This window comes from Bosea sp. ANAM02 (assembly GCF_011764485.1).
GTDB lineage: Bacteria > Pseudomonadota > Alphaproteobacteria > Rhizobiales > Beijerinckiaceae > Allobosea.
The window spans coordinates 1,115,641-1,138,859 of the sequence record NZ_AP022848.1; the positions used below are offsets into that span (position 1 = coordinate 1,115,641).

Here is a 23,219-nt window from a genome sequence, read left to right on the forward strand (position 1 = left end):
GCACCGGATTTGCTCGAAAAGCGGGTACCGCTTTTCGGCCTGATGCTCAAGCAAGCAGGCCGGCGCGGCCAAATTATGGGACGAGGATGACGACGGAATTCGGCGCGACGGATCTCTGGGTCTTCGGCTACGGCTCGCTGATCTGGCGGCCGGGCTTCGCCTTCGCGGAAAGCGTGCAGGCTCGCCTCCACGGCTATCACCGCTCGCTCTGCGTATTCTCGCATGTGCATCGCGGCACGCCGGAGCGGCCGGGGCTGGTGCTGGGGCTCGATCGCGGCGGGGTCTGCCGCGGCCTCGCCTTCCGCGTCGCAGCCGGGCAGGCGCAGGAGACGGTCGATTATCTGCGGGCTCGGGAGCAGGCGACGGCGGTCTATCTCGAGCGCCATGTCGCGCTGAAGCTGGAGGACGGCCGGCAGGTGCGCGGACTCGTCTACGTCGCCGACCGCAAGCATCTGCAATATGCCGGCAAGCTGCCAGCGGAGCAGTTGCTCAAGCTTGTCCGCGAGGGCAGGGGGCAGTCCGGCGAGAACCCGGATTATGTGCTGCAGACGCATGAGCATCTGCGCAAGATGGGCATCTTCGATCCCGTGCTGGCGAACCTCGCGCAGCAACTGGCGCCAGGGCTCGGGGCGCCTCATCCGCCGCTGGCCGGTTGATCAGCCTTCCGGGTTCGCTTCCGGCATCAGGTCGAGCAGGGCGGCGCGGCGGCTCATGCCGTCCTCGGCCAGGAGATGGACATGGATCTCGCTGGCGCCGGCGGCCATGACCGCGCGCTGCCAGCGGCCGAGCGCGGCCTCGATGCCGAAGGGGCCGGAATCGCGGGCTGCGATGACGCGCCGGTCTGCGGAGATCGCGAGCAGCACCGCATCGGTGAAGCTCAGGGCATGCGTGTCGTCGACCGAGAAGACCGAGGCGACATAGCGCCGGCCGGAACGGCCGCGCCAGGCGGTGAAGCGGCGTTCGCTGAGCGGGGCCGTGCTGCGCAACGGCATTTCGCGGGCGGCCGGCGCCTCGTCGAAGAGATCGGGGGTATAGCGATAGGCGAGAGCGGCCATATCCGTTCCTCCTGTGATAGGAACAAAATGTGAACGATATGGGGATAAGTCAAGCGCTGCCACCGGTGAAATCGCGCGCCGCGCGGTCGCTGCTGTCAGGGCCTGTCAGGAGCCGGCGAGCGGGTCCATCCCACGCGCGGCGAGTTCCGCGCGGCCCTGCGCCAGGAGCCGATCGCTCGCTGTCTCTATCCGCTCCTGGAGCTGGTGCTGGAACGAGACCTTGTCGAGGCCCGGCTCGATCGCCGGCAGGATCTCGATGCGGACCGTTCCGGGGCGGCGCAGGAACTTGCGGCGCGGCCAGTAGAGGCCGGTGTTCAGGGCGACGGGAACGCAGGGCACGCCGAGCTCGGCATAGAGATGGGCGACGCCGAACTTGTAGGCCGGCGGGGTGCCGGGTGCGCGGCGGGTGCCCTCCGGGAAGATCAGGAGCTGGCGGCCGTTCTGGCCGAGCTCGATCTTGGCGCGCCGCGTCACGTCGGAGAGGGCGCGGGCGCGGGCGCCGCGATTGACCGGAATCATCCGCAGCTTGGTCAGGGCCCAGCCGAAGACAGGGATCCAGGTCAGCTCGCGCTTGAGGATGCAGACCGGGTTCCGGAAGATCGTGACCAGAGCGAAGGTTTCCAGGAAGGACTGATGCTTGGCGCCGACCATCAGGCCGCCCTGCGGGATGTTCTCGATGCCGGTGATCTCGCAGCGGATGCCGGCGACGACGCGCATCAGCCAGAGCGAGGAGCGCGACCAGGCGACCGCGACCGCCAGCAGCGCCTGCCTGGGCAGGAGGAGCGCAGGCAGGACCGCGAAGATCAGCCAGAGGACGAGATTGGCATAGAACAGGACATTGAAGGCGAGGGAGCGCAGGACGAGCATGCTGCGCAATGAGCCCGAGACGCCGCGCCGGTCAAGCGCCGTGGCGTCGTTTCTGCATCAACCCTCGTGGCGATGCTGGCCGAGAAGGCGCGTGCGCTTCTCGGCGGCCGGGCCGAGCGAATCGGCGGGTTTCGGCGAAATCGGCTTGCGGCCGCCGATGATCACCGAGAGGCGCGAGGTCTCGGGATCGCTTTCGACGAGGCTGCGCAGGCGCGCGACGAGATATTTCGCATATTCCGGCGCGAGGATCCTGATCACCGACCAGCGGTTCCACCAGCCGGCCGTGTCGATATGGTCGGTCACGACAGGGTGGGCGACGAGCTGGACGCCCGGCATCGCATGGGCGAACTCGGCGAGCGTGCGCGGCATGTGGTAGTTCGAGGTCACCACGAGCAATGAGCGGAAGCCGTGGCGGCGAACCCAGCGCCGGGCTTCGATGGCGTTGCCGATGGTGTTGCGGGCGCGATAGTCGAGATCGACGCAGCAGGCGAGCAGATTGCGCGCGGCGGGGTTCAGCTTGGCGAGTTCCTCGCGGCCGGTCTTCTCGTTGACGCCGCTGATCAGGAGCCGCTCTCCACGCTCGGCCCCGAGCAGGCCGATGGCATCGCCGACACGCTGAGCGCCACCGGTGACGACGACGATCGCATCGGTGCGCGGGGTGTTCGCCGGCTCGCGCGCATCGATCATGCCGACGAAGCGGATATAGCCGGTGCCCAGAAGCAGCAGCCCGATGCCGGCGAGGGCGGCGGTCGCCACCCCGAGGATGCGACGCAACGAAAGCGGACGGGCGGGCTTGCCGCTCCGGGACACCGAATCGGAACGCGCCATCGTGAGATGGTCGTCTGTGCTGCCGATCATGGCCATGACGCTGCCGTCCTAGCGCGCCAATCGGGCATAACGGCGGCAGGCCGGCGTCCGGCTTTGCCGCAAGCGTTAAGGTTTGGTTGACGTCGCCCGGCCGCGAGAGGGCTCATGCCAGCATCCTCAGGTGACGGCGCACGGTGAAGCGGGAGACGAGACCTGCGATCACGGCCACGACCAGCGCGACGAGAATGACGGCGCCATAGCCCGTCCAGCCGATTTCGAAGGCGCCGAACAGGGCCTGCAACTGCTCGGCCTCGGGTGTCGCGCTCCAGCGTGAGGCGAGGAAGCCGAGCATGGCGATCGTGGCGATCGCCGCGAGGCCTCCGGACAGTCCGCCCCTGAGGCCGAGCCGGATGAAGCGGCTCTGGAACTCGCGCGCGATGAAATCGTCGTCGGCCCCGACGAAATGCAGCACCTCGACGCTGTCGCGGCTGCCCGCCATGGCGCCGCGGGTGGCGAAGGCGACGGCGAGCGCCGCCGCCGTCAGCACGAGCAGGACGATGGCGAAGCCCGAGGCGATGATGGTGCCGGCCATGGCGGAGAGGCGCCTGACCCAGAGCCGATGATCGTCGAGCGACGCGGTCGGGACCTCGCGGCGCAACGCAGCACCGAAGCTTCGAAGGTCGCTGCCGGCTTCCGGCTTCAGCTTCAGCACGATCAGGCGCGGCACCGGCAGTTCGACGAGGTCGAGCCCCGTGCCGAGCCAAGGCTCGAGCAGCTTGTCCGATTCGGCCTTGGGCACGGCGCGGACGCTCTCGACCTCCTTCAGCCCGCTCGCCAGCATGACGGCGCGCGCCACGTCGTCGTCGATCTTGCGATGCGAATCGGGGCGGACCTGGATGGTCATTTCGTTGGAGATGGCGCCGCGCCATTGATCCGAGGCTCGCGCGGCGAGGACGGCGGCGCCCGCGCTGAGCGAGGCGAGGAAGGTCAGGATCGCGATCACCGCCATCAGCGCGCGCCCGGCGACGTTGTCGACGGGCACGAGCGGCTGGTCGCGCCGGAGATTGGCGGGCAGGCCGCGCTCCTTCCGGGCGGGTTCCCGGTCGCCGGCCTCAGGCATCGACATGCAGATGTCCGTCGGCGAGCACGAGACGCGGGGCGTCGTAGATATCCATCAGGTTGAGGTCGTGGGTCGCGATCACGACGGCCGTGCCGAGCGCTTGCAATTCCATGAACAGGCGCAGCAGGCGGCGGCCGAGGCCGGGATCGACATTGCCCGTGGGTTCGTCGGCGAGCAGAAGCTCGGGCCGGCTGATCAGCGCGCGGGCGATGGCGGCACGCTGCTTCTCGCCGCCGGAGAGCACGGGCGGGACGGCATGCATGCGCTCGCCCAGCCCGACCCAGCGCAGAAGTTCGACGACCTCGGCACGGTAACTCGCCTCCTCCTTGCCGAGGACACGCAGCGGCAGGGCGACGTTCTCGTAGACGGTGAGATGGTCGAGCAGGCGGAAATCCTGGAAGACGACGCCCATGCGGCGGCGGAAGGCGGTCAGCGTATCGGGATCGAGGCGCGAGACGTCCTGGCCGAACAGGTTGACCAGCCCGCGCGTCGGCTTCAGCGCCATCAGGATGAGGCGCATCAACGTCGTCTTGCCGGCGCCGGAGGGGCCGGTGAGATACTGGAACGAGCGCGGCTCGATGCTGAAGTTGATATCCTTCAGCACCTCCGGGCCCATGCCGTATCGCAGGCCGACATTCTCGAACCGAACCAAACGGTCTTCCTCGCTGAACCGAATCCGCGTCCGACCTTACACCGCAAGCCGAGGCATGCGGAAAGATCGCGATGCGGCCAATCTGCGCCAGAGAATCTTCACGGGGCGTTAACCATAAATTGCGCCAATGAAGCCGCCCGCAACGGCTGCCGCGATGCGGGCGCCTGCCGACGCGCCGAAGCGCTTGCGGCAATCGCACCGAAGGAGTTGGCTCGCAGTCATGCTGATCGTCTGCCCATCCTGCGCGAGCCAGTATGAACTCGACGCGGCCAAACTGGGGCCGGAAGGGCGCAAGGTGCGATGCGCCAATTGCAAGACGTCCTGGCATGTCGAGCCCGCCGCCTTCCCGGAGCCGCCGAGCGAGGCCGAGACGCAGGCGCTGCTCGCCGAGGAGCTGGAGCGCGCCGCCGCGATCGATGCCGAGATCACTGCGCTTGCCGCCGAAGCGGGCGGGCAGGACGGCGCCGAATCGGTTGGGCCAGGCACCGCCGAGGAGCCGCCGCCCGTCGAGGCGCCGGTCGCCGCCGTGCCGAAGCGCCGGGGCAAGCGCCCGGCCAGGCCGGACAAAGCGTCGCATGCATTCCTGCGCCGCGGCGGGGCCGGGCTGCCGGCGGCCATTGCCCTGGCAGGGCTCGTCTTGCTGGCCGGCGTCGTCTGGCAGCGCGCGGCGGCGGTCCGCGCGGCGCCGCAACTGGCCGCCCTGTTCGACAAGCTCGGCCTGCCTGTGAATGTCCGCGGCCTCAGCCTGAGCGCGGTCGAGAGCGGCCTCATCGCAGACGGCCAGAACCGTTTCCTCGTCGTCGAGGGCAACGTCACCAATATCACCAAGAGCAAGGCCGCCGTGCCGCTGATCGAGGTCGCGGTCAAGGATGCCGGAGGCGCGACGCTCTACACCTGGACGACCGAGCCGCCGCGCGCGAGCCTGGAGCCGGCGGAACTGATCCGCTTCCGGGCGCGGCTGGCCTCGCCGCCGGAGCAGGGGCAGACGGTCAGGGTGCGCTTCACCTCCGTCGCGACGGCTGCCAATCTCGCCAGCAAGCACTGAGGCTGCTAGGACGAGAGTCTGTCGACCGATCCGGTGCCGGGCCGGACGGCGTCCACAAATATTGGCTGCATCGGCCCGCTGACGCATCGGCGCGGCACGAGGCCGGTTGCTGCCTGGATCGAAACGGAGTCATCATGCCGGAACGGCGCATCAGGGTTCTCTATGACGAAGCGGAGATCGCGCGGCGCAACGAGGAAATGGCCGAGGCCGTCGCGGCCAGCAATCCGAAGGACCTGCTCGTCGTCGCCGTCCTGAAGGGCTCTTTCATGTTCGTCGCCGACCTGATCCGGGCGATGCACCGCGTCGGGCTTTCGCCCCAGGTCGAATTCGTCCACCTGTCGAGCTATCGCTCGGGCACGGTTTCCTCGGGCCAGGTCGAGATCCTGCGCGACGTGCAGAGCGAGGTGCGCGGGCGCGACGTGCTGCTGGTCGACGATATCCTCGAATCCGGCCGTACGCTTGCTTTCGCCAAGGATCTGCTGGCGGCGCGCGGAGCCGCGACGGTCTCGACCGCCGTGCTGCTGGAGAAGCCGCATAAGCGCGCCGTGAACATCCAGGCGGATTATGTCGGTTTCGAATGCCCGGACTATTTCGTCGTCGGCTACGGCATGGACGTCGCCCATTCCTATCGGCAGCTGCCCTTCGTCGGCGTGGTCGAGACCGATGATCAGGCCGGGCTGCCGGGCATCTGAGGAGCATTCATGTCGCGCATTCTGGTCGTGGATGACGAGGAGCCGCTGCGCGTGCTGGTCGCGCGCGGCCTTGGCCTCGACGGACATAGCTGCCTCACCGCATCCGATGGCGCCGAGGCGCTCGATATCCTCGAGGCGGAGCAGGGTCGCTTCGACCTGCTGCTGACCGATATCCGCATGCCCCTGATGGACGGAATCGCGCTGGCGCTTGCAGCCAAGCAGCAGTTCCCGGACCTGACGATCATGCTGATGACCGGCTATGCCGAGCAGCGCGAGCGGGCGAAAAGCCTGGAATCGATCGTCGCTGAGGTGATGGCCAAGCCCTTCACCATCGCCGATCTCAGGGCGACCGTGATGAAGGTGATCGAGCGATCGATCGGTTAGCGGTTCAGCCACCAGATCGAGGCGTTGAGCAGCGTCGCGAAGGCGACCCAGGCGAGATAGGGCCAGAGCAGATTGGACGCGAGCCGGTCCAGCGGCCGGAAAGCCGCGATGGTCGCCGCGATCAGGACGATCAGCGGCAGGATGACCGCAAGGCCGGCGACCGGGCTGTTGGCGCCGAAGAAGGCGAAGGACCAGCCGATATTGAACAGAAGCTGCAGGTGGTAGACCAGCAGTGCGCGGCGGCGGCCGGGCGTCCCGACAGGCAGGCGCAGGATGCGGAAGACACCGAGCGCCATCAGCGCATAGAGCGCGGTCCAGACCGGCGCGAAGATCCAGTTCGGCGGATTGAACGGTGGCTTGATAAGCCCCGCATACCAGGTCGGGATCTGCGGGACGGTAACAGTGCTGCCGGCGATCGATGCGGCCACCACCGGCAGGATGGCGATGGCGAGCGCGGCCCAGAGCGGCGAACGGTGGTCGGAGCGGATGTCGGCAGGCGTCGTCATGCCTGGATGATGGGATGATGGGACATGCCCCGCAAGGCGAGATGCCTGCTTGCGGCATGCAGCGAATATTCCCGTTCGTCATGGAACCTTTTCGGAGCAGGTTTCAACGAGGCGCCGCTTCGTTCACCCTGGCGAAGTGCAGGCCGGCTCAGAACAAGATTGCCTTGGCCTTTTCCAGATAGCGCCTGCGTTCCGCCAGCCCGTTGCGGCCGCCATTGATGAGCTTCGTCACGCGTTCGACATCGTCGGCATCGGCCGCCGGGTTGATGGTGCGCTCGGTCCAATAGGCGAAGGCGACGCGCAGCGAGGTTTCGGGCTCCTTCGCCCGCTCGGGCTTGCCTTCCAGATCGATGCCGATGAGCTCGCCGAAGCGGCGGTAATTCGCCCGGCCGGTGAGCTGGAAGATGCCGCGCCCGTGATAGCGCACGCCGTCGCCGGCCCGGGTGTTGCCGAGATCGCGGCGGCCCTCGTAGCGGGCGAAATAGGCGGGGCCGCCATATTCCTCGAGCGTGCGGAAGCCGTCAGTCTCGTGCGCGGCCTGGGCCAGGAAATGGCAGATGCGCCGCGGCGTCGTGACGTCGTGGTCATCGGCCAATTCATCGAAGCGCCCGGCGATGCCGGCGACGATCGCCGCATCGGCCGCGGGCGCGAGGTGCAACAGGCGCTCGCGGGTGACGGCCAGGCCCGGCTCGGCCGCGTGGTCGATACCGACCCAGGTTCCGATGGCACGCATCGACATGAAAATGCCCTCCGCAAAGGAGGGCATCATCGCCGCTGCCGCGGGGCCGGGGATAAATTCCCCGACGTGGAGCGATCAGCCGCTGACGGCGGTGTATTCGGTCTCGATCGAGGAGGCGTGGACCTCGTGGTCGAAGCCGTAGATATGGATCGAGATCGCCTCGCCCGGCCCGAAATTGCGCATGCGGTGGATATTCGGACCCGAGGGCAGCATGCAGGCGACATAGCCCGGCTTGCGCTCCTGCTCCTCGGTCTGGACGGCGCGATTGGCGTCGATGGCGCGATACCAGGTCTCGGTGACGGTGCCGGAGACGACGCCGAAGCAGCAGGAACAATGATGGTCGTGGATCGAGGTCGCCGAGCCCTCGCCCCAGACGATCGCCCAGACGCTGACATTCTCGTCGCCGGCAAGCAGGTTGCGGCTGTAGCAGCCGGCCTTGCGCTCCAGCGGCAGGCGCTGGATCAGGTCGGGCATGGCGACGAGCTCCTGCAGCACCTCGCGGGCGGCGCTCAGATAGTCGCGCGTCAGCGTGCCGGCATCGGTCCGCAGATTGCGCAGCACCGCCCCGCGCCGCTCCTCGCTGAGAAAACCCTGCATGCCATTCCCCTCTGGATCGCTTGGCAAATGATAGGGTGCGAGCGCGGGCAGCGGTTTGCGGAGTTGGAGAATTTTCATCCCCGATTGGAATCTCATACCTTCCATGGGATGATATGTGGAATATTTTCTCCGCTTCATTCCCTGGGAAGGAAGTTGATTCCGATTTTTATGGGGAGTCATGGCCAAGCTCGACGCTTTCGACCTGCGCATCCTGGCGCGCCTGCAGGAGGATGCGAGCCTGCCGCTCGCCGAGCTCGCCGAGGCGGTGGGGCTGTCGTCATCGCCCTGCTGGCGGCGGGTGCAGAAGCTGGAGGAGGGCGGCTATATCAAGCGCCGCGTCGCCCTGCTCGATCGCGACAAGCTCAAGGCCGGCGTCACGGTCTTCATCGCGGTCAAGACGGCGCGCCATTCGATGGAGTGGCTGGAGCGCTTCCACCAGGCGGTGCACGACCTGCCCGAGATCGTCGATTTCTACCGGATGAGCGGCGAGATCGACTATCTGCTCAAGGCCTATGTCGCCGATATCGCCGCCTATGACGCGCTCTACAAGAAGCTGATCTCGCGCATCGATCTCAGCGACGTGACCTCGATGTTCGCGATGGAGGAGCTGAAATCGACCTCGGCGATCCCGCTGGGATTTGCGGGGGAGGGGTGAACAGAGTGGCTGTACAGGAGCCGTTCCTGCCCCGTCATGGTCGGGCTTGTCCCGACCATCCACGTCTTCGTTTCTGCAACGCGGCATTCAAGGCGTGGATGCTCGCCACAAGGGCGAGCATGACGCTTGAGCCAAGGCCTCAGGTCTTCGTGACCTTCTGGTAGTCCTTCACGTCCGAGAAGGTGATGTCGGGCGCGCGCTCGGCATCGTATTTCAGCGTGAACTGGCTGGACGCCATGAAGACCGGGTCGCCGTCGAGATCGTCGGCCATGGCCGAGGGCTTGAGGCCGACGAATTTCTGCAGCGCGGCCTTGTCGTCCGAGGAGACCCAGCGGGCGATCGAGAACTGGCAGGGCTCGAAATCGACGGGCAGCGAATATTCCGCGTCCATGCGCTCCTTGAGCACGTCGAGCTGGAGCGCGCCGACGACGCCGACGATTGCAGGGGCGCCGTCATGCGGCAGGAAGAGCTGGACGACGCCTTCCTCGGCCATCTGCTGCAGAGCCTCGCGCAGCTTCTTGGCCTTCATCGCATCCTTGAGCTTGACGCGGCGCAGGATTTCCGGGGCGAAGCTCGGCACGCCCTTGAAGACGATGTCCTCGCCCTCGGTCAGCGTGTCGCCGATGCGCAGCGTGCCGTGATTGGGCAGGCCGACGATGTCGCCGGCGAAGGCCTCCTCGGCGATGGAGCGGTCGCGGGCGAAGAAGAATTGCGGCGCGTTGAGCGGCATCGGCTTGCCGGTGCGGACGAGCTTGGCCTTCATGCCGCGCGACAGCTTGCCCGAACAGATGCGCATGAAGGCGATGCGGTCGCGATGGTTCGGATCCATGTTCGCCTGGATCTTGAAGACGAAGCCGGTCATCTTCGGCTCATCCGCCTCGATCGGACGCTTGTCGGCGAGTTGGGCACGCGGGCTCGGGGCATAGCGGCCCAGCGCATCGATCAGGTCGCGCACGCCGTAGTCGCGCAAGGCCGCGCCGAAATAGAGCGGGGTCAGGTGACCCTCGCGGAAGGCCTGGAGATCGAAGGGCTTCAAGCCCTCGGCGGCGAGGAAGACTTCCTCGCGCCAGGTCTCGGCGGCGCCATGCGGCAGCAACTCGTCGAAGAGCGGATCGTCCCAGCCGGTGACCTGCTGGTCCTCGGCGCGCTCGTCGCCCTTCTGGTTGCGGCGGAAGGTATTGGCCTTGAGGTCGTAGGTGCCGACGAATTCGCGGCCGCGGCCGACCGGCCAGGTCATCGGCGCGACGTCGAGCGCCAGCGTCGTCTCGATCTCGTTGATCAGGTCGAAGGGATCGCGCGTCTCGCGATCGACCTTGTTGATGAAGGTGACGATCGGGATGTCTCTGAGGCGGCAGACCTCGAACAGCTTCTTGGTCCGGTCCTCGATGCCCTTGGCGGCGTCGATCACCATGACGGCGGCGTCGACCGCGGTCAGCGTGCGGTAGGTGTCTTCCGAGAAGTCCTCGTGGCCTGGCGTATCGAGCAGGTTGAAGACATGCCCGCCGTACTCGAAGGTCATCACCGAGGTGACGACCGAGATGCCGCGCTGGCGTTCGATCTTCATCCAGTCAGAGGAGGTCTGGCGGCGACCCTGCTTGGCGCGCACTTCACCGGCGAGCTGAATGGCGCCGCCGAAATAGAGCAGCTTCTCGGTCAGCGTCGTCTTGCCGGCGTCCGGATGCGAGATGATGGCGAAAGTGCGCCGGCGCGCATGCGGCGCGGCGGAGGCCGCGGACGCTTCGAGGGTCGAAAGATCGGTCATGGCGCGCATGAAGACGGAAGGGGGGCGGAAGTCAATCGGCGCGAAGGCTTGTGCGTCGTCATGCTCGCCCTTGTGGCGAGCATCCACATCTTGGACACCGAATTTGAGCACGGAAGACGTGGATGGTCGGGACAAGCCCGACCATGACGGTTGGCGGGTGAATGGAGCAACGCGGCTCAGTTCTTGAGCCGGTAGCCCGTCTTGAAGATCCAGCCGACGGTCGCGATGCAGGCGGCGAGGAAGATCAAGGTCATGCCGAGGCTCACCCCCAGGCTGACATCGGCGAGCCCGTAGAAGCTCCAGCGGAAGCCGCTGATCAGATAGACCACGGGATTGAACAGCGTCACCGTCTGCCAGAAGGGCGGCAGCATCGAGATCGAGTAGAAGGAGCCGCCCAGGAAGGCGAGCGGCGTCACGATCAGGAGCGGGATGACCTGCAGTTTCTCGAAGCCGTCGGCCCAGATGCCGATGATGAAGCCGAACAGGCTGAAGGTCGTCGCCGTCAGTACGAGGAAGAGCAGCATCATCGCGGGGTGCTCGATCCGCAGCGGCACGAAGAAGGCGGCCGTCGCCAGGATGATGAGGCCGAGCAGGATCGACTTGGTCGCAGCCGCGCCGACATAGGCGATCACCGCCTCCCACCAGGCGACGGGCGCGGAGAGCAGTTCGTAGATCGTGCCGGTGAATTTCGGGAAATAGATCGCGAAGGAGGCGTTGGCGATGCTCTGCGTCAGGAGCGACAGCATGATCAGACCGGGCACGATGAAGGCGCCATAGGGCACGCCCTCGACCGATTGCATGCGCGAGCCGATCGCGCCGCCGAAGACGATGAAATAGAGCGAGGTCGAGAGTACGGGCGAGACGATGCTCTGCAGCGGGGTTCGCCAGGTACGGTTCATCTCGAAGCGGTAGATCGCGGCGATGGCGTGCAGGTTCAGGCCGGTCATCAGCGGCGCTCCTTGACCAGGCTGACGAAGATGTCCTCGAGCGAGCTCTGGCTAGTGCTGAGGTCGCGAAAGCGGATGTCGGCTTCGGCGAGGCCTTGCAGCAAGGTGGTGATGCCGGTGCGCTCGGCCTGGGTGTCGTAAGTGTAGACGATCTCGTCGCCGGTGGCGGAAAGCCTGAGGTCGAAGCTCGCCAGCGCTTCCGGCACGGCCGCGATCGGCTGCTGGAGCTGCAGCGAAAGCTGCTTCTTGCCGAGCTTGCGCATCAGCTCGGCCTTTTCCTCGACCAGTATGATCTCGCCCTTGGAGATGACGCCGACGCGGTCGGCCATCTCCTCGGCTTCCTCGATATAGTGGGTGGTCAGGATGATGGTGACGCCCTCGTCGCGGAGCCGGCGCACCATGCGCCACATGTCCTGCCGGAGCTCGACATCGACGCCTGCGGTCGGCTCGTCCAGGAAGAGGATGCGCGGTTCGTGCGAGAGCGCCTTGGCGATCATGACGCGCCGTTTCATGCCGCCCGAAAGCATGCGGATCTGGCTGTCCTTTTTCTCCCAGAGCGAGAGATCCTTCAGGATGCGTTCGATCAGGGCGGGATCACGCGGCTTGCCGAAAAGGCCGCGGCTGAAATTCACGGTGGACCAGACCGTCTCGAAGGCGTCGGTGGTCAGTTCCTGAGGCACGAGGCCGATGGCCGAACGAGCGGCGCGGTAATCCGTGAGGATGTCGTGGCCATCGGCCGTGACCGTGCCGGCGCTGGGCCGGACAAGCCCGCAGATGATGCTGATCAGCGTGGTCTTGCCAGCGCCGTTGGGGCCGAGCAGGGCGAAGATCTCGCCGCGCCGGATCGCGAGATCGACCGTTTTCAGTGCGCTGAAGCCTGAGGCGTAGGTCTTCGAGAGGCCGTAGACCGAGATGATCGGCGAGGTCGTGTCTGACATGGGCGGCATATAGGGGAGCGGTTGCGTGGTTGCGATGGCGGGGGCATGCGGTCAAAGCATGATCGCCTGTCAGTTCATGGCGGGAAGCGTCGCGAAACGAAAAGGCCGGGCGCAGGGCCCGGCCTTCTCCACGCGACGCAACCGCACGCTACTTCATGAAGAACCACAGCAGGATGATGATCGGGATCGGAACGCCCACCAGCCACAAAATGATCGAACGCATTGTCAGCCCCCAATTCGGAACGATGATGCGAGGGCAACGCTCGTCCGCAGGAGAAGGTTCCTGTTCGCGGAATCTCAGGCTGCGCCGAAAGCTCCGACGCCTGGGTGCCATTGCGGACGGTAGCCGTGCTCCAGTGCCGCGAGGGTGGCAGGCGGTGTAAGCACCGTCACGGTGCCCGTCGGGCGTCTCTGCCGCTCGACATAGCCGCCGGGCGACCAGACCAGGGCGGAGGCTTCATGCAGCGCCACAAAGCGCCTTCCGTCATCGCCGAGCAGCATCGCGCCATCCGGCAATTGCTTGGCCGGCAAACGGTGCATCCGCTTCTTCCGGCCGTCGCGACGGTCCGCGTCGAGGATGCGGTCGATCTCGGGAAAGAGCGGCGTCTCCGGGAGGCCGAGGCCACGCACCAGCGCGTCGCGGTAGGCGAGCGCGTCCTGGCGCCGGCACTCCATGCAGGGGCGATGGCCGGCCGCGAGCGCCGTCACCTCGTCGCAGAAGAACAGTTCGGTATAGCCGCGGCCCCAGACCTTGCGCTTGCGCCCCTTGAAGGAGAGGACGCAGCAGAGCCATTGCCGCGTCGCCTGGATACGAGTGGGGACCTCATGCGTCGCAGGGTCGTGAAAGCGGCCGCCGCGATTGCCGTAGAAGGTGCCGCGCGCCGGATCGGCGAAGAGCGTGCCATCGGGTCTGACGCGATTGGGAAAGGGCATGCGCGGTATCCGTTCGATGAGGGGCCGCCTAGTTTAGGCGTTCGCACGCCAGTTCGTGGCAGGAAGACAGTCGGCATTTTCACTGATCGTGGCAGGTTCTGCTTAACGCTAGAAGCAAGTCGGTGCCGGCCCCTAAGGCATTTGAAGTAGTTTCGGCTGCATCCCGGTGGCTACGAAGCCATGCGGAGCCGGCAAGCGCCACGATGAATGCCTATCTTCCCCTGATTCTGTTCACGGTGCTGACGAACGCTGCCGCGCAACTGATGCTGAAGCGCGGCATGACCGGAGTCGGTTCGCTCGACGTCTCCGGCGACGGGCTGATCGCCACCGTCTTCCGCGTCGTGTTCAATCCCTTCGTCTTCGCGGGCCTGTGCACCTTCGTGATCAGCATGGCCTCGCACCTGATCGTGCTGTCCAAGGTGCAGATCAGCTACGCCTATCCGTTCCTGAGCCTCGCCTATGTCGTGGTCGCGGCTTACGCCTATTTCGTCTTCCACGAAGACCTGAGCGCGATGCGCATCGCCGGCATCGGCTTCATCGTGCTGGGCACGATCTTTATTGCACAAAGCTGAGGGAGATCATGGACCTGATCGTACGCCTGTTTCTGCGCCTCGGCGCGCTGTTCGAGCCGCCGGTGGCGCCGCAGCCGGTGCCCGTGCCGGTGCGCAATCGCCATCCCCGCTTGCCCGTCGACCGGAGGTGACGCGATGAAGCACATCATCATCGGCGGCGACGGCTTCGTCGGCTCGCATCTGGCGGCCGATCTCTCCGCCATGGGCGAGGAGGTGCTGGTCGCGGACATTCACCAGAGCGGCCACGCGCATTATGCCAAGGTGCCGTTCCTGACGGTCGACGTGACCAAGGCCGAAAGCGTGGACTCGATCCCGCTTTCGCCCGAGGACCTCGTCTACAATCTCTCGGCCAAGATGCTCTCGCCGATCGTGACGCGGGCCGAGCGGCACGAATTCTTCTGGCCGGTGAACTATCACGGCACGCAGAACATCCTCTCCTGGATGGAGAAGAATGGGGCCAACCGGCTCGTCCATTTCACCACCGACATGATCTACGGCCATTCGGTGACGGTGCCTCAGGACGAGACGCATCCGGCCCATCCGCTCGGCGAATACGGCGAGAGCAAGCTCGCGACCGAGCGCCTTGCCGCAGATTACCGCGCCAAGGGCTTCCGCATCCCGATCTTCCGGCCGCGCCTGATCATCGGGCCGGGCCGTCTCGGCATCCTCGTCAAGCTGTTCAAGCTGATTGACATGAACCTGCCGGTGCCGATGATCGGATCGGGCAAGAATCCCTACCAGTTCATCTCGGTCTTCGACTGCGCCAGCGCCTGCGTCGCGGCCTGGAAGGCGGGCTTTCCGAACGAGGCCTACAATCTCGGCTCCGACGATCCACCGCCTGTGAAGAAGCTGCTCGGCGACCTGATCAAGCATGCCGGCTCGAAATCGATCCTGCTGCCGACGCCGGCCTCTCTTGTAAAGCTGACGCTCGATACGCTCGACGCGATCAACCTGCCGATCATGGACCCCGAGCAGTACAAGATCGCCGACGAAATCTGCATCCTCGACACCTCCAAGGCCAAGCGCGAGCTCGGCTGGGCGCCGCAATATCGCGACGAGGACATGCTGCTCGCCGCCTATACCGAATACCGCAAGGCCAAGGATGGCCTGAAACAGGCGCAGAGGAGCCTCGCCGCATGAGCATGCCCGCTTTCAGGAACGAGGACGTCGCCGTGACCAATGCCCGGCCGCAGCTCATCAGCGTCGAGGCCGCCAAGCAGCTCGACGCCGCGCAGGTCAAGGAGCTCTTCGCAGCCCATATCAACCCCGGCCAGCTTCACTTCCTGAAGCTGCTCGGCTTCGACAGGATCCTCGTCGATCGTGCGGAGGGCATGCATTACATTACCAGGGACGGCCGCAGGATCCTCGATTTCTTCGGCGGCTTCTGCTCGGTAGCCTTCGGCCACAACCATCCGCGCATCGTCGCGGCCCGGCAGAAATTCCAGGACGAGAACCGCCATGAGATCTGCATGGCCTTCATGTCGCAATATGCCTCGGCGCTGGCGAAGAACCTCGCCACCATCGCGCCGGGCGATCTCGACATGGTCTTCCTCGGCTCGACCGGCTCGGAGGCGATGGAGGCGGCGCTGAAGGTCGCCGAGCAGGCGCAGGGGCCGGAGAAGTCCAGGATCCTGCACGCCGCGAACTCTTTCCACGGCAAGACCAAGGGCGTGCTCTCGGTCACGGATTCGACGCTCTACCAGTCGCAGTTCAAGCTGGTCGAGAACCGGATCAAGGTGCCGTTCGGCGATATCGCCGCCGTCCGGCAGGCGCTGGAGAGCGATCCGTCGATCGGCATCGTGGTGATGGAGACGATCCAGGGCGGCGGCGGCATCGTCGAGGCGCCCGAGGGCTTCTGGCGCGAATTGCGCGCGCTCTGCGACAAGCATGGCGTGCTCTGGGTCGCCGACGAGGTGCAGTGCGGTCTCGGCCGCACCGGCCAGTTCTTCGCCTTCGAGCGCGACGGGGTTGTGCCTGACGTGACCGCGCTCGCCAAGGCGCTCGGCGGCTCGAAGGCGGCGATGGGCGCGATGATCGCGCGGCGCGAGATCTACATGAAGGCCTATGGCAAGCCGAAGAGCGCGCTGATCCATGCACAGGCGACCTTCGGTGGCATGGGCGAGGCCTGCGTCTCGTCGATCGAGGCCCTCAACGTCCTATATGACGAGGATCTGATGGGCAATGCCCAGCGCCAGGGCGATTACCTGATCGAGAAGCTGAACGGTCTGCGCGCCAAGTACCCGACCCTGCTCAAGGAAATCCGCGGACGCGGCCTGATGATCGGCGTCGAGTTCCAGGATATCAGCGAGACCATGCCCTTCGGGCTGAGGCACATGGTCGCGCTGCTCGACGACAAGCTGAAGGGCTCGCTCTGCGGCTTCGTCGGCGCGCTGCTCCTGAAGGAGCATGACGTGCTCGTCGCCTTCACCGAGTACAACCGCAACGTCATCCGGCTGGAGCCGCCGCTCATCGTCACCCGCGAGCAGTGCGACCAGTTCATCGCGGCCTTCGAAGCTGTGCTGTCGGGCGGCGTCACCGGCATCGTCACCGGCTATCTGCGCAAGGTCGCGGCGGCGAAGGGCTGAGCGGTTCGCTCACCGACAACAAAAAGAGGCCGGCTTGTGCCGGCCTTTTGAGTCAGGGGTCTCGAAACTGGGGTCTTCCAGAAAAGCTCAGTAGTAGCCGCACACCCGGCGGTAGCCGATGACATTGCCCCAGCGGTCGAAGCGCTCGACCAGGTCGCAGGAGCGGACGGGGGCGGCGTAGTAGCCATAGCCATAGGCCGGGCGGGTGGCGCCGGCGATGATGGCGCCCGCTGCCAGCGCACCGACGATACCGGCTCCGGCGCCCCAGCCATAACCCCGGTGCCAGCGCGGCCGCGCCTCGGCGCCGGAAGCCGCGAAGGTGGTGGCCAGGGTGAGGGCCGCGAGGGTCGCGGTCACGGTCTTGCGGAACGTCGTCATGCTCGTCTCCCAATCTCTGTGAGAGCGAAGGTTTCGCTCTTCATGCTCATTGGTCGCGGGCAGCGGCGGAGAGGTTCAAAGGCGATGCGGGATTTTTCGGGGCGGTTCGCGTTGCTCCGGAACGCTGGTGCTATCAGCCCGGCGCCCGCCCATAGAAGCGCAGCAGCTCCAGCCCCGCTGGGCTCGTCCAATCGGCTTCGCCGACGAGATAGCCGACGCTGCGGGTCTCGCGATCGAGCAGGTAGGTCATGGGCATGCCATAGAGCGGGAAAGGCGTGGGCTTTACCGATTTCGGGCCCGAGGCCACGACGCCCTCGGCATCGATGAAGCTCGCGAGGTCGGCGAGGCCGAGCCTGTCGAGATAGGCTCTGACGGTCGCCACGGATTTGTCGAGCGAGACGGGGATGACGACGAAGGGCTCGCGTGCCGCCCTGGCCTGGAGTCGCCTCAGGATCGGCAGTTCGCGCCGGCAGGGCGGGCACCAGCTCGCCCAGAAATTCAGGAGGACCGCCTTGCCGCGATAGGACGAGAGCGGCCGAGTCCTGCCGGCCAGATCGGTGAGAACGAGGGAGCCGGCCTCTTCCGGCGGATCGATCTGCACGAACTGCGAACTTGGCCCGGCGAAGCGCGGCGGTTGCCGTGCGGCAGCCGGTGCCGATGCCAAGGAAGAGAGCAGGGTGAGCGCGAAAGCTTCGCGGCGTGTCGGAGAAAGGGCGATGGTCCGGCCTGTTGCCGGCGGATCGTTCACGGGTGCAGTCATGAAGCGCAGCTAGCAGCAGGCTGCCGCCCCAGGGAACCGCTGCCGGATGCATCTCACCGGGCTGTGATGTCGCAACCCCCTATTGCGCGGTGACCCGCCGCCAGAAACCGGATGAGAATCCGGGATCGACATGTGCCGCGAAGTCGCGCCAGCGCGGGAAGGAGGCTGCGAAGGTCTCGGGCGACATGCGGGCGTCCTTGTAGGGATTGACCCGCCCACCGGCGGCGATCGCGAGCCCGTCGAGTCGCGCCAGCAATCGTTCGGTCCGCTCGCCGCGATTGGGAAAGTCGAGCGTCAGCGTCGCGCCCGGCATCGGGAAGGACATCAGGCCGGGCGAGGGCTTGTCGCCGAAGAGCTTCAGCACCGTCAGGAAGGAGGCTTCCCCGGCAGCCAATGTCTGCCGCAGCATCTCCGCGACGGTTGCGGCGGCGTTCTCCGGCGGGATGGCGCATTGGAACTGGCGCAGGCCCTGCGGGCCATAGGCGCGGTTCCAGTCATGGATGCGGTCGAGCGGGTAGAAGAACGGACGATAGGGCACGCGGCGCTCGAGGCGGTCCCGCGGCTGGCTGTTGCGATAGAGCCAGTTGAAGGCGCCAAGCGTCACGCGATTGATCAGCGGGACGGGCGGCTTCAGCGGAAAGGGCAGGGTGCGTGCCTGGCGCGGCGGCGGTTCGTCGGAAGCAGGGGCATGGTTCGCCCGAAAGAAGACGCCACGGCCGAGATTCCGCCCGCTGGCGAGCGAGTCGATCCAGGCCACCGTATAGTCATGCGTGGCGTCGGAGGCGGTGGCGATCTCGAAGAAGCCGTCGAGATTGTCGAAGGGCAGCACTTCCTGAGCCATCTCAGCCGAGGCGATCGGCATGAGCTGCAGTGTCACCTGCGTCACCAGCCCGGTCAGGCCGAAGCCGCCGATGGTCGCGGCGAAGAGTTCGCCGTTCAGGTCCGGCGCGCAGAGCAGGCGCTGACCGTCGGAGCGGACGAGCTCGAAGGCGCGGATATGGCAGCCGAAGGTGCCGGCACTGTGATGGTTCTTGCCGTGGACGTCGTTGGCCAGCGCGCCACCGATGGTGACGAAGGCCGTGCCTGGCGTGACCGGCGGAAACCAGCCGGCGGGGACGGCGATCTCGAGCAGGCGGTCTAGCATCAGGCCGGCGCCGCAGGTGATCAGGCCGGTCTCGCGATCGAAGGCGAGGATGTCGTCGAGGCCGCGCGTATCGATCAGCGTGCCGCCGTCGTTCAGGCAGGAATCGCCATAGGAGCGCCCGTTGCCATAGGCGAGGAGCGGGCGGCGCGGGCGGTGTGGCGCATCGAGCCAGTCACGGCCGTCGACGATCGCGCTGCCGCGGGCCGCAAGCCCACCCCAGGACCGGTAGTCCGAGAGCGGCGCGGTCACGGCAGGAAGGTCGCGGCGACCATGATCAGGACGACGACGAGCCCCATGAACTGGCTGCGCCAGTCGCGGATCATGAAGACCAGCGGATCGTCCGGCATCTGGCCGCGGCGGGCGAGGAACCAGATCCGGGCCATCTGGTAGAGGATGATCGGGCAGATCAGCCAGATCAGCTTGGGCTGGCTGTAGAGCTGCTTCACATTGGCGCTGTCGACATAGAGCGCCATGATCAGTGCGCAGGTGCAGCCCGAGGCCATGCCGAGCTGCGACAGGGCTTCGATATCCTCGGCATGATAGCCGCGACCCGCCTTCTTGAGGCCCGACTGGTCCTGGGTGAGACGCAGTTCGGCATAGCGCTTCACCAGCGCCAGGCTGAGGAAGAGGAACATCGCGAAGGCGAGCAGCCAGGAGGAGATGGGTATGGCAGCCGCGGCATTGCCGGCGAGGATGCGCAGCGTGTGCATGGCGGCGAGCCCGAGCACGTCGACCAGAAGCTTGCGCTTGAGGAAGAGCAGATAGGCCAGCGCCAGGAAGAGATACGCGAGCAGGGCAAGCAGGAAGGGTTGCGGCTGCGGCACGAGCAAGACCAGCGAGAAGGCCGCGACGAGCAGGATCGGCACGGCCGCATAGGCCTGCGTCGCGGTGATCTCGCCGGCGGCGAGCGGGCGCTTGCATTTGGTCGGATGGCGCCGGTCCGCCTCGACATCCTTGATGTCGTTGAGGAGATAGACCGCCGAGGCGATCAGGCTGAAGGCGACGAAGGCGATCAGGCCGAGCCAGAGCGCGTGCGGATCGAAAGCGTCATGATTGAGCAGGATCGGGACGAAGACCAGGCCGTTCTTGAGCCAGTGATGCGGCCGCATCGCCCTGATCATCGCGGTCACAGACATCGTTCGACCCGTCTCCCCCATGACGTGAGCCGGCCTCCGCGACGCGGAGCCCGACAGCCGGCTCGACCGGCGCGGGCGTTATCGGTCGAAAAGTCCTAAGCGGGGGTGCATGTGACGTCGAAACGGGCAGCGATTCCAACGCCATGCTTAACGCCCGGCTTCCGCGTTCCGCGAAAGCCGGGGTGGAGGGCAGCCGGCGCGTCTCAGACCTTGGCGGCGCTGGCAGCGGCGTCGATATTGGCGACCAGCTCGGCATCGAGACCGAGCGAGCCGGCAAGCCCGGCCAGGAAATCCTTCTCGGCCGCGTTGTCCGGATTGATGGCGATACGCGCCGCCGTGTAGATCTGGGCGGCGAGCTCGGGGCTCTCGGCCGCCTCGACCAGGGCGTCGATCGAAGCCGGCTTCGCCATCTCCTTCGCCAGCCATTCATGCGCTTCCTGATCGAGACCGGCCTCCTTCAGGCCGCCGAGGATCGCGCTCTGCTCTTCCGCATCGATATGGCCGTCGGCGGCGGCCGCCGCGATCATGGCGCGGATGAAGACGAGGGCGGTGGCCTCGCTCGCGGCCTGCGGTTCGAAGCCGGTGCCGGCTGGTGCCGGCAGCACCTCCTGCTGGGCGGCGTTGAGCAGCGGCTTGCCGGCCTGATAGTTCTGGTAGGCCTTGTAGGCGAGGCCCCCGATCAGGGCGAGGCCGCCCAGTTTGGCTGCCGAGCCGGCAACGGAGCGGCCGGTCGAGGTGCCGAAGACGAGCGCGCCGAGGCCGCCGAGCACGGCGGTGGCGAGCGCCGGATTGCTGTTGAACATGCCCTTGGCCTGCTCGATGAGCTGGTCCGGCGTCCGGCCTCCGGTGACCCGGCCCAGCGCGTCGCCGGCGCCCTGCTGCATGCCGGTCTGGCGCGCTGCATCGCCCAATCCCTGCGTAGCCTGGGCGAGGATCTGGCCTGCCAGTCCGCCGAGCCCGCCCGAGCGTTGGACCTGATCGGCCAGCCCGCCGAGCATGCCGCCGATTCCGCCCTGCTGGCCGGCCTGAGAGCCCGCCTGGCTGCCGGCGCTGATCAGGGCGTCGAGCAGGGATTTGGCATTGAACATGTCGTCTTCTCCTGTTGGCGGCCATCGTGCCGCTCAGTCGGGATCGATCAGCCGTATGAAGACGGCGTGACCAAGGCGTGATTTTGCACAGCTTCCGCCCTCAAGTCATCGGCAGCGGCAGCAACCCCGGTTCTTTCAGCGTTTCCAGCGCGATCTCGGAGCGGACGCGGGCGACGCTCTCATGCGGCATCAGGACTTCGTTGACGAGCCGGGCGAGCGCCTTGAGGTCACCGACTGCGACCTTGAGCAGATAATCCGCCTCGCCGGTCAGGGCATGGGCCTCGAGGATCGCCGGCGTCAGGCGCACGAGGTCGCGGAAGCGGCGGGCATTGTCGCGCGTATGCGTGTCGAGCGCGACGTGGATGAAGACGATGACGCCGAGCCCGACGGCTGACGGCTCCAGAGCCGCTCGATAGCCACGGATCACGCCCTCCTGCTCCAGTCGCTGGCGCCGGCGCGAGACCTGGCTGGCTGAGAGGCCGACCGTTTCTGCCAGAGCCGCATTGGTGAGGGAGGCGTCGCTTTGCAGAGCGTCGAGCAGGCGCCAGTCGAGCGCGTCAAGCGTGGCCATGTGATGCGCCTTAAACGGGATCTATGCACGAATGATGCATTGAAACTTCCACGAGGTGCAAGTTTGCACGGAAATCGCCTGATCTTTGCGCGATCATGGGTCATCCCGGCAAGAGCAGACAGGAGGAATGCCCATGGGTCCGTTTCCGCACGACGCCGCCCCGCCCGCGATCTCGGCCGCCAACCCGATGGGGACCGACGGCTTCGAGTTCGTCGAGTATGCCCACCCCGAGCCGGAGAAGCTCGGCGCCCTGTTCGAGACCATGGGCTTCACCAAGGTCGCCCGCCACCGTTCGAAGCAGGTGACGCTCTATCGGCAGGGCGACGTCAATTTCGTCGTCAACGCGGAGCCTGATTCCTTCGCCCAGGCCTTCGCCGCCGAGCATGGCCCCTGCGCCTGCGCCATGGCCTTCCGTGTGGTCGATGCCAAGCATGCCTTCGAGCGGGCGGTATCGCTCGGCGCCGAACCCTATGAGAGCGCGATCGGGCCGGGCGAGCTTGCGATCCCCGCCGTGCGCGGCATCGGCGGCTCGCTGCTCTATTTCGTCGATCGCTATGGCGAGAAGGGCTCGATCTGGGATGTCGATTTCGAATGGATCGGCGAGCGTGACCCGCATCCTGAGCAGGCCGGGCTCTACTATCTCGACCATCTCACCCATAACGTCATCCGCGGGCGGATGGACCATTGGGCCGACTGGTACGGCAAGCTCTTCAATTTCCGTGAAATCCGCTTCTTCAACATCGAGGGTAAGCTGACCGGCCTGATCTCGCGGGCGCTGACTTCGCCTTGCGGCAAGATCCGTATCCCGATCAACGAGTCGCTCGACGACAAGAGCCAGATCGAGGAATACCTGCGCCAGTACAAGGGCGAGGGCATCCAGCATGTCGCGATGGGCTCGCGCGACATCTATGCCAGCGTCGAGGCCCTGCGTGGCAACGGCCTGCCCTTCATGCCGTCGCCGCCCGCGACCTATTACGAGAAGGTCGATGCCCGCGTGCCGAACCATGGCGAGCCGGTCGCGCGGCTCAAGGAGAACGGCATCCTGATCGATGGCGAGGGTGCGGTCGCGCTCGGCGAGAAACAGGGCCGGATGAGCAAGGTGCTGCTGCAGATCTTCTCGGCCACGGTGGTCGGACCGATCTTCTTCGAGTTCATCCAGCGCAAGGGCGATGACGGCTTCGGCGAGGGCAATTTCCGCGCGCTGTTCGAATCGATCGAGGAGGATCAGATCCGCAGGGGCGTGCTGAAGCCGGCAGACGCGGCGGAGTAACCAGGTGAACCGCATG

28 protein-coding genes are annotated in these 23,219 nt (G+C 66.3%); 10 read left to right on the top strand and 18 right to left on the bottom strand.

From position 1 onward, the window contains the following. Positions 1-86 precede the first annotated feature (86 nt). Positions 87-656: a gamma-glutamylcyclotransferase gene (locus tag OCUBac02_RS05375; protein WP_047580034.1), complete on the top strand. Its 570-nt coding sequence runs from the start codon at positions 87-89 to the stop codon at positions 654-656. On the opposite strand, the gene OCUBac02_RS05380 is transcribed toward OCUBac02_RS05375, so the two are convergent. The 5 genes from OCUBac02_RS05380 to ftsE all read right to left on the bottom strand — a co-directional run bounded on the left by OCUBac02_RS05380 (position 657) and on the right by ftsE (position 4,465). After that, a complete protein-coding gene (locus OCUBac02_RS05380; protein WP_173043984.1) occupies positions 657-1,055 on the bottom strand; it encodes a hypothetical protein in 399 nt (132 codons plus the stop codon). Positions 1,056-1,160: 105 nt separating this feature from the next. After that, positions 1,161-1,922, bottom strand: coding sequence for a lysophospholipid acyltransferase family protein (locus tag OCUBac02_RS05385; protein ID WP_173043986.1), 762 nt, complete (start codon positions 1,920-1,922; stop codon positions 1,161-1,163). 57 nt (positions 1,923-1,979) lie between these two features. Further along, entirely contained in the window at positions 1,980-2,786 is an 807-nt protein-coding gene (locus tag OCUBac02_RS05390) for a YdcF family protein (protein WP_244639109.1), read from the bottom strand. Positions 2,787-2,892: 106 nt separating this feature from the next. Beyond that, positions 2,893-3,855, bottom strand: coding sequence for a cell division protein FtsX (locus OCUBac02_RS05395; RefSeq protein WP_244639110.1), 963 nt, complete (start codon positions 3,853-3,855; stop codon positions 2,893-2,895). Then, the gene (ftsE, locus tag OCUBac02_RS05400) at positions 3,842-4,465 is read right to left on the bottom strand and encodes a cell division ATP-binding protein FtsE (RefSeq protein WP_244639185.1); all 624 of its coding nucleotides are present in this window, start codon (positions 4,463-4,465) and stop codon (positions 3,842-3,844) included. Before ftsE ends, OCUBac02_RS05395 begins: the two co-directional genes overlap by 14 nt. A gap of 256 nt (positions 4,466-4,721) precedes the next feature. Here ftsE and OCUBac02_RS05405 point away from each other — a divergent pair, with 256 nt between their 5' ends. From OCUBac02_RS05405 to OCUBac02_RS05415, 3 genes are all read left to right on the top strand, one after another. Further along, on the top strand, positions 4,722-5,546 hold the full coding sequence (locus OCUBac02_RS05405; protein ID WP_173043990.1) for a zinc-ribbon domain-containing protein: 825 nt from the start codon (positions 4,722-4,724) through the stop codon (positions 5,544-5,546). A gap of 134 nt (positions 5,547-5,680) precedes the next feature. Beyond that, complete coding sequence (gene hpt / locus OCUBac02_RS05410; RefSeq protein ID WP_173043992.1) at positions 5,681-6,238, top strand: hypoxanthine phosphoribosyltransferase; 558 nt, start codon at positions 5,681-5,683, stop codon at positions 6,236-6,238. 9 nt (positions 6,239-6,247) lie between these two features. Further along, entirely contained in the window at positions 6,248-6,622 is a 375-nt protein-coding gene (locus tag OCUBac02_RS05415) for a response regulator (RefSeq protein ID WP_047579511.1), read from the top strand. Here OCUBac02_RS05415 and OCUBac02_RS05420 read toward each other — a convergent pair. The 3 genes from OCUBac02_RS05420 to OCUBac02_RS05430 all read right to left on the bottom strand — a co-directional run bounded on the left by OCUBac02_RS05420 (position 6,619) and on the right by OCUBac02_RS05430 (position 8,464). After that, positions 6,619-7,128, bottom strand: coding sequence for a TspO/MBR family protein (locus tag OCUBac02_RS05420; protein WP_173043995.1), 510 nt, complete (start codon positions 7,126-7,128; stop codon positions 6,619-6,621). The two genes, OCUBac02_RS05415 and OCUBac02_RS05420, sit on opposite strands and share 4 nt — an antisense overlap. 148 nt (positions 7,129-7,276) lie before the next feature. After that, positions 7,277-7,867 carry a glycoside hydrolase family 19 protein gene (locus tag OCUBac02_RS05425; protein WP_197933317.1) on the bottom strand — a complete coding sequence of 197 codons (591 nt, stop codon included), beginning with the start codon at positions 7,865-7,867 and terminating at the stop codon, positions 7,277-7,279. 75 nt (positions 7,868-7,942) lie between these two features. Next, on the bottom strand, positions 7,943-8,464 hold the full coding sequence (locus OCUBac02_RS05430) for a cysteine dioxygenase (RefSeq protein ID WP_173043997.1): 522 nt from the start codon (positions 8,462-8,464) through the stop codon (positions 7,943-7,945). 178 nt (positions 8,465-8,642) lie between these two features. Between OCUBac02_RS05430 and OCUBac02_RS05435 the strand changes: the two genes are divergently transcribed. Beyond that, positions 8,643-9,119 carry an Lrp/AsnC family transcriptional regulator gene (locus OCUBac02_RS05435; RefSeq protein ID WP_047579507.1) on the top strand — a complete coding sequence of 159 codons (477 nt, stop codon included), beginning with the start codon at positions 8,643-8,645 and terminating at the stop codon, positions 9,117-9,119. Between the two features lie 139 nt (positions 9,120-9,258). Here OCUBac02_RS05435 and OCUBac02_RS05440 read toward each other — a convergent pair whose 3' ends face one another. The 4 genes from OCUBac02_RS05440 to OCUBac02_RS05455 form a co-directional block, all read right to left on the bottom strand. Beyond that, positions 9,259-10,881, bottom strand: coding sequence for a peptide chain release factor 3 (locus tag OCUBac02_RS05440; RefSeq protein ID WP_173049360.1), 1,623 nt, complete (start codon positions 10,879-10,881; stop codon positions 9,259-9,261). A gap of 176 nt (positions 10,882-11,057) precedes the next feature. Further along, positions 11,058-11,819 (bottom strand): ABC transporter permease, encoded by a 762-nt coding sequence (locus OCUBac02_RS05445; protein WP_047579519.1) that lies wholly within the window; start codon positions 11,817-11,819, stop codon positions 11,058-11,060. A gap of 8 nt (positions 11,820-11,827) precedes the next feature. Beyond that, the gene (locus tag OCUBac02_RS05450) at positions 11,828-12,766 is read right to left on the bottom strand and encodes an ABC transporter ATP-binding protein (RefSeq protein ID WP_173043999.1); all 939 of its coding nucleotides are present in this window, start codon (positions 12,764-12,766) and stop codon (positions 11,828-11,830) included. 297 nt (positions 12,767-13,063) lie between these two features. Continuing rightward, positions 13,064-13,699: a hypothetical protein gene (locus OCUBac02_RS05455; RefSeq protein ID WP_173044001.1), complete on the bottom strand. Its 636-nt coding sequence runs from the start codon at positions 13,697-13,699 to the stop codon at positions 13,064-13,066. Between the two features lie 203 nt (positions 13,700-13,902). Here OCUBac02_RS05455 and OCUBac02_RS05460 point away from each other — a divergent pair, with 203 nt between their 5' ends. The 4 genes from OCUBac02_RS05460 to OCUBac02_RS05470 are packed head-to-tail and all read left to right on the top strand — an operon-like array spanning position 13,903 to position 16,856. Further along, positions 13,903-14,271, top strand: a complete 369-nt coding sequence (locus tag OCUBac02_RS05460; RefSeq protein ID WP_173044003.1) for a DMT family transporter — start codon at positions 13,903-13,905, stop codon at positions 14,269-14,271. 8 nt (positions 14,272-14,279) lie between these two features. Then, complete coding sequence (locus OCUBac02_RS27465) at positions 14,280-14,402, top strand: hypothetical protein (protein WP_257732638.1); 123 nt, start codon at positions 14,280-14,282, stop codon at positions 14,400-14,402. A 4-nt stretch (positions 14,403-14,406) separates the two neighbouring features. Continuing rightward, positions 14,407-15,411, top strand: coding sequence for an NAD-dependent epimerase/dehydratase family protein (locus OCUBac02_RS05465; protein WP_173044005.1), 1,005 nt, complete (start codon positions 14,407-14,409; stop codon positions 15,409-15,411). Beyond that, positions 15,408-16,856, top strand: a complete 1,449-nt coding sequence (locus OCUBac02_RS05470; protein ID WP_173044007.1) for an aspartate aminotransferase family protein — start codon at positions 15,408-15,410, stop codon at positions 16,854-16,856. The genes OCUBac02_RS05465 and OCUBac02_RS05470 overlap by 4 nt, the downstream gene beginning before the upstream one ends. A gap of 87 nt (positions 16,857-16,943) precedes the next feature. Here OCUBac02_RS05470 and OCUBac02_RS05475 read toward each other — a convergent pair whose 3' ends face one another. The 6 genes from OCUBac02_RS05475 to OCUBac02_RS05500 all read right to left on the bottom strand — a co-directional run bounded on the left by OCUBac02_RS05475 (position 16,944) and on the right by OCUBac02_RS05500 (position 21,933). Next, positions 16,944-17,234 (bottom strand): hypothetical protein, encoded by a 291-nt coding sequence (locus tag OCUBac02_RS05475; RefSeq protein ID WP_047579496.1) that lies wholly within the window; start codon positions 17,232-17,234, stop codon positions 16,944-16,946. Between the two features lie 133 nt (positions 17,235-17,367). Further along, entirely contained in the window at positions 17,368-17,835 is a 468-nt protein-coding gene (locus OCUBac02_RS05480) for a TlpA family protein disulfide reductase (protein WP_197933318.1), read from the bottom strand. 238 nt (positions 17,836-18,073) lie between these two features. Then, positions 18,074-19,387, bottom strand: a complete 1,314-nt coding sequence (locus tag OCUBac02_RS05485) for an FAD-binding oxidoreductase (RefSeq protein ID WP_173044011.1) — start codon at positions 19,385-19,387, stop codon at positions 18,074-18,076. Next, positions 19,384-20,274 (bottom strand): UbiA family prenyltransferase, encoded by an 891-nt coding sequence (locus OCUBac02_RS05490; RefSeq protein ID WP_052232357.1) that lies wholly within the window; start codon positions 20,272-20,274, stop codon positions 19,384-19,386. Before OCUBac02_RS05490 ends, OCUBac02_RS05485 begins: the two co-directional genes overlap by 4 nt. Positions 20,275-20,477: 203 nt before the next feature. Continuing rightward, positions 20,478-21,362 (bottom strand): tellurite resistance TerB family protein, encoded by an 885-nt coding sequence (locus tag OCUBac02_RS05495; RefSeq protein WP_173044013.1) that lies wholly within the window; start codon positions 21,360-21,362, stop codon positions 20,478-20,480. Positions 21,363-21,462: 100 nt separating this feature from the next. Continuing rightward, positions 21,463-21,933: an Lrp/AsnC family transcriptional regulator gene (locus OCUBac02_RS05500; protein WP_173044015.1), complete on the bottom strand. Its 471-nt coding sequence runs from the start codon at positions 21,931-21,933 to the stop codon at positions 21,463-21,465. Between the two features lie 133 nt (positions 21,934-22,066). On the opposite strand from OCUBac02_RS05500, the gene hppD reads away from it, so the two are divergent. After that, positions 22,067-23,203 carry a 4-hydroxyphenylpyruvate dioxygenase gene (gene hppD, locus OCUBac02_RS05505; protein ID WP_173044017.1) on the top strand — a complete coding sequence of 379 codons (1,137 nt, stop codon included), beginning with the start codon at positions 22,067-22,069 and terminating at the stop codon, positions 23,201-23,203. The last annotated feature ends 16 nt before the right edge of the window (positions 23,204-23,219 follow it).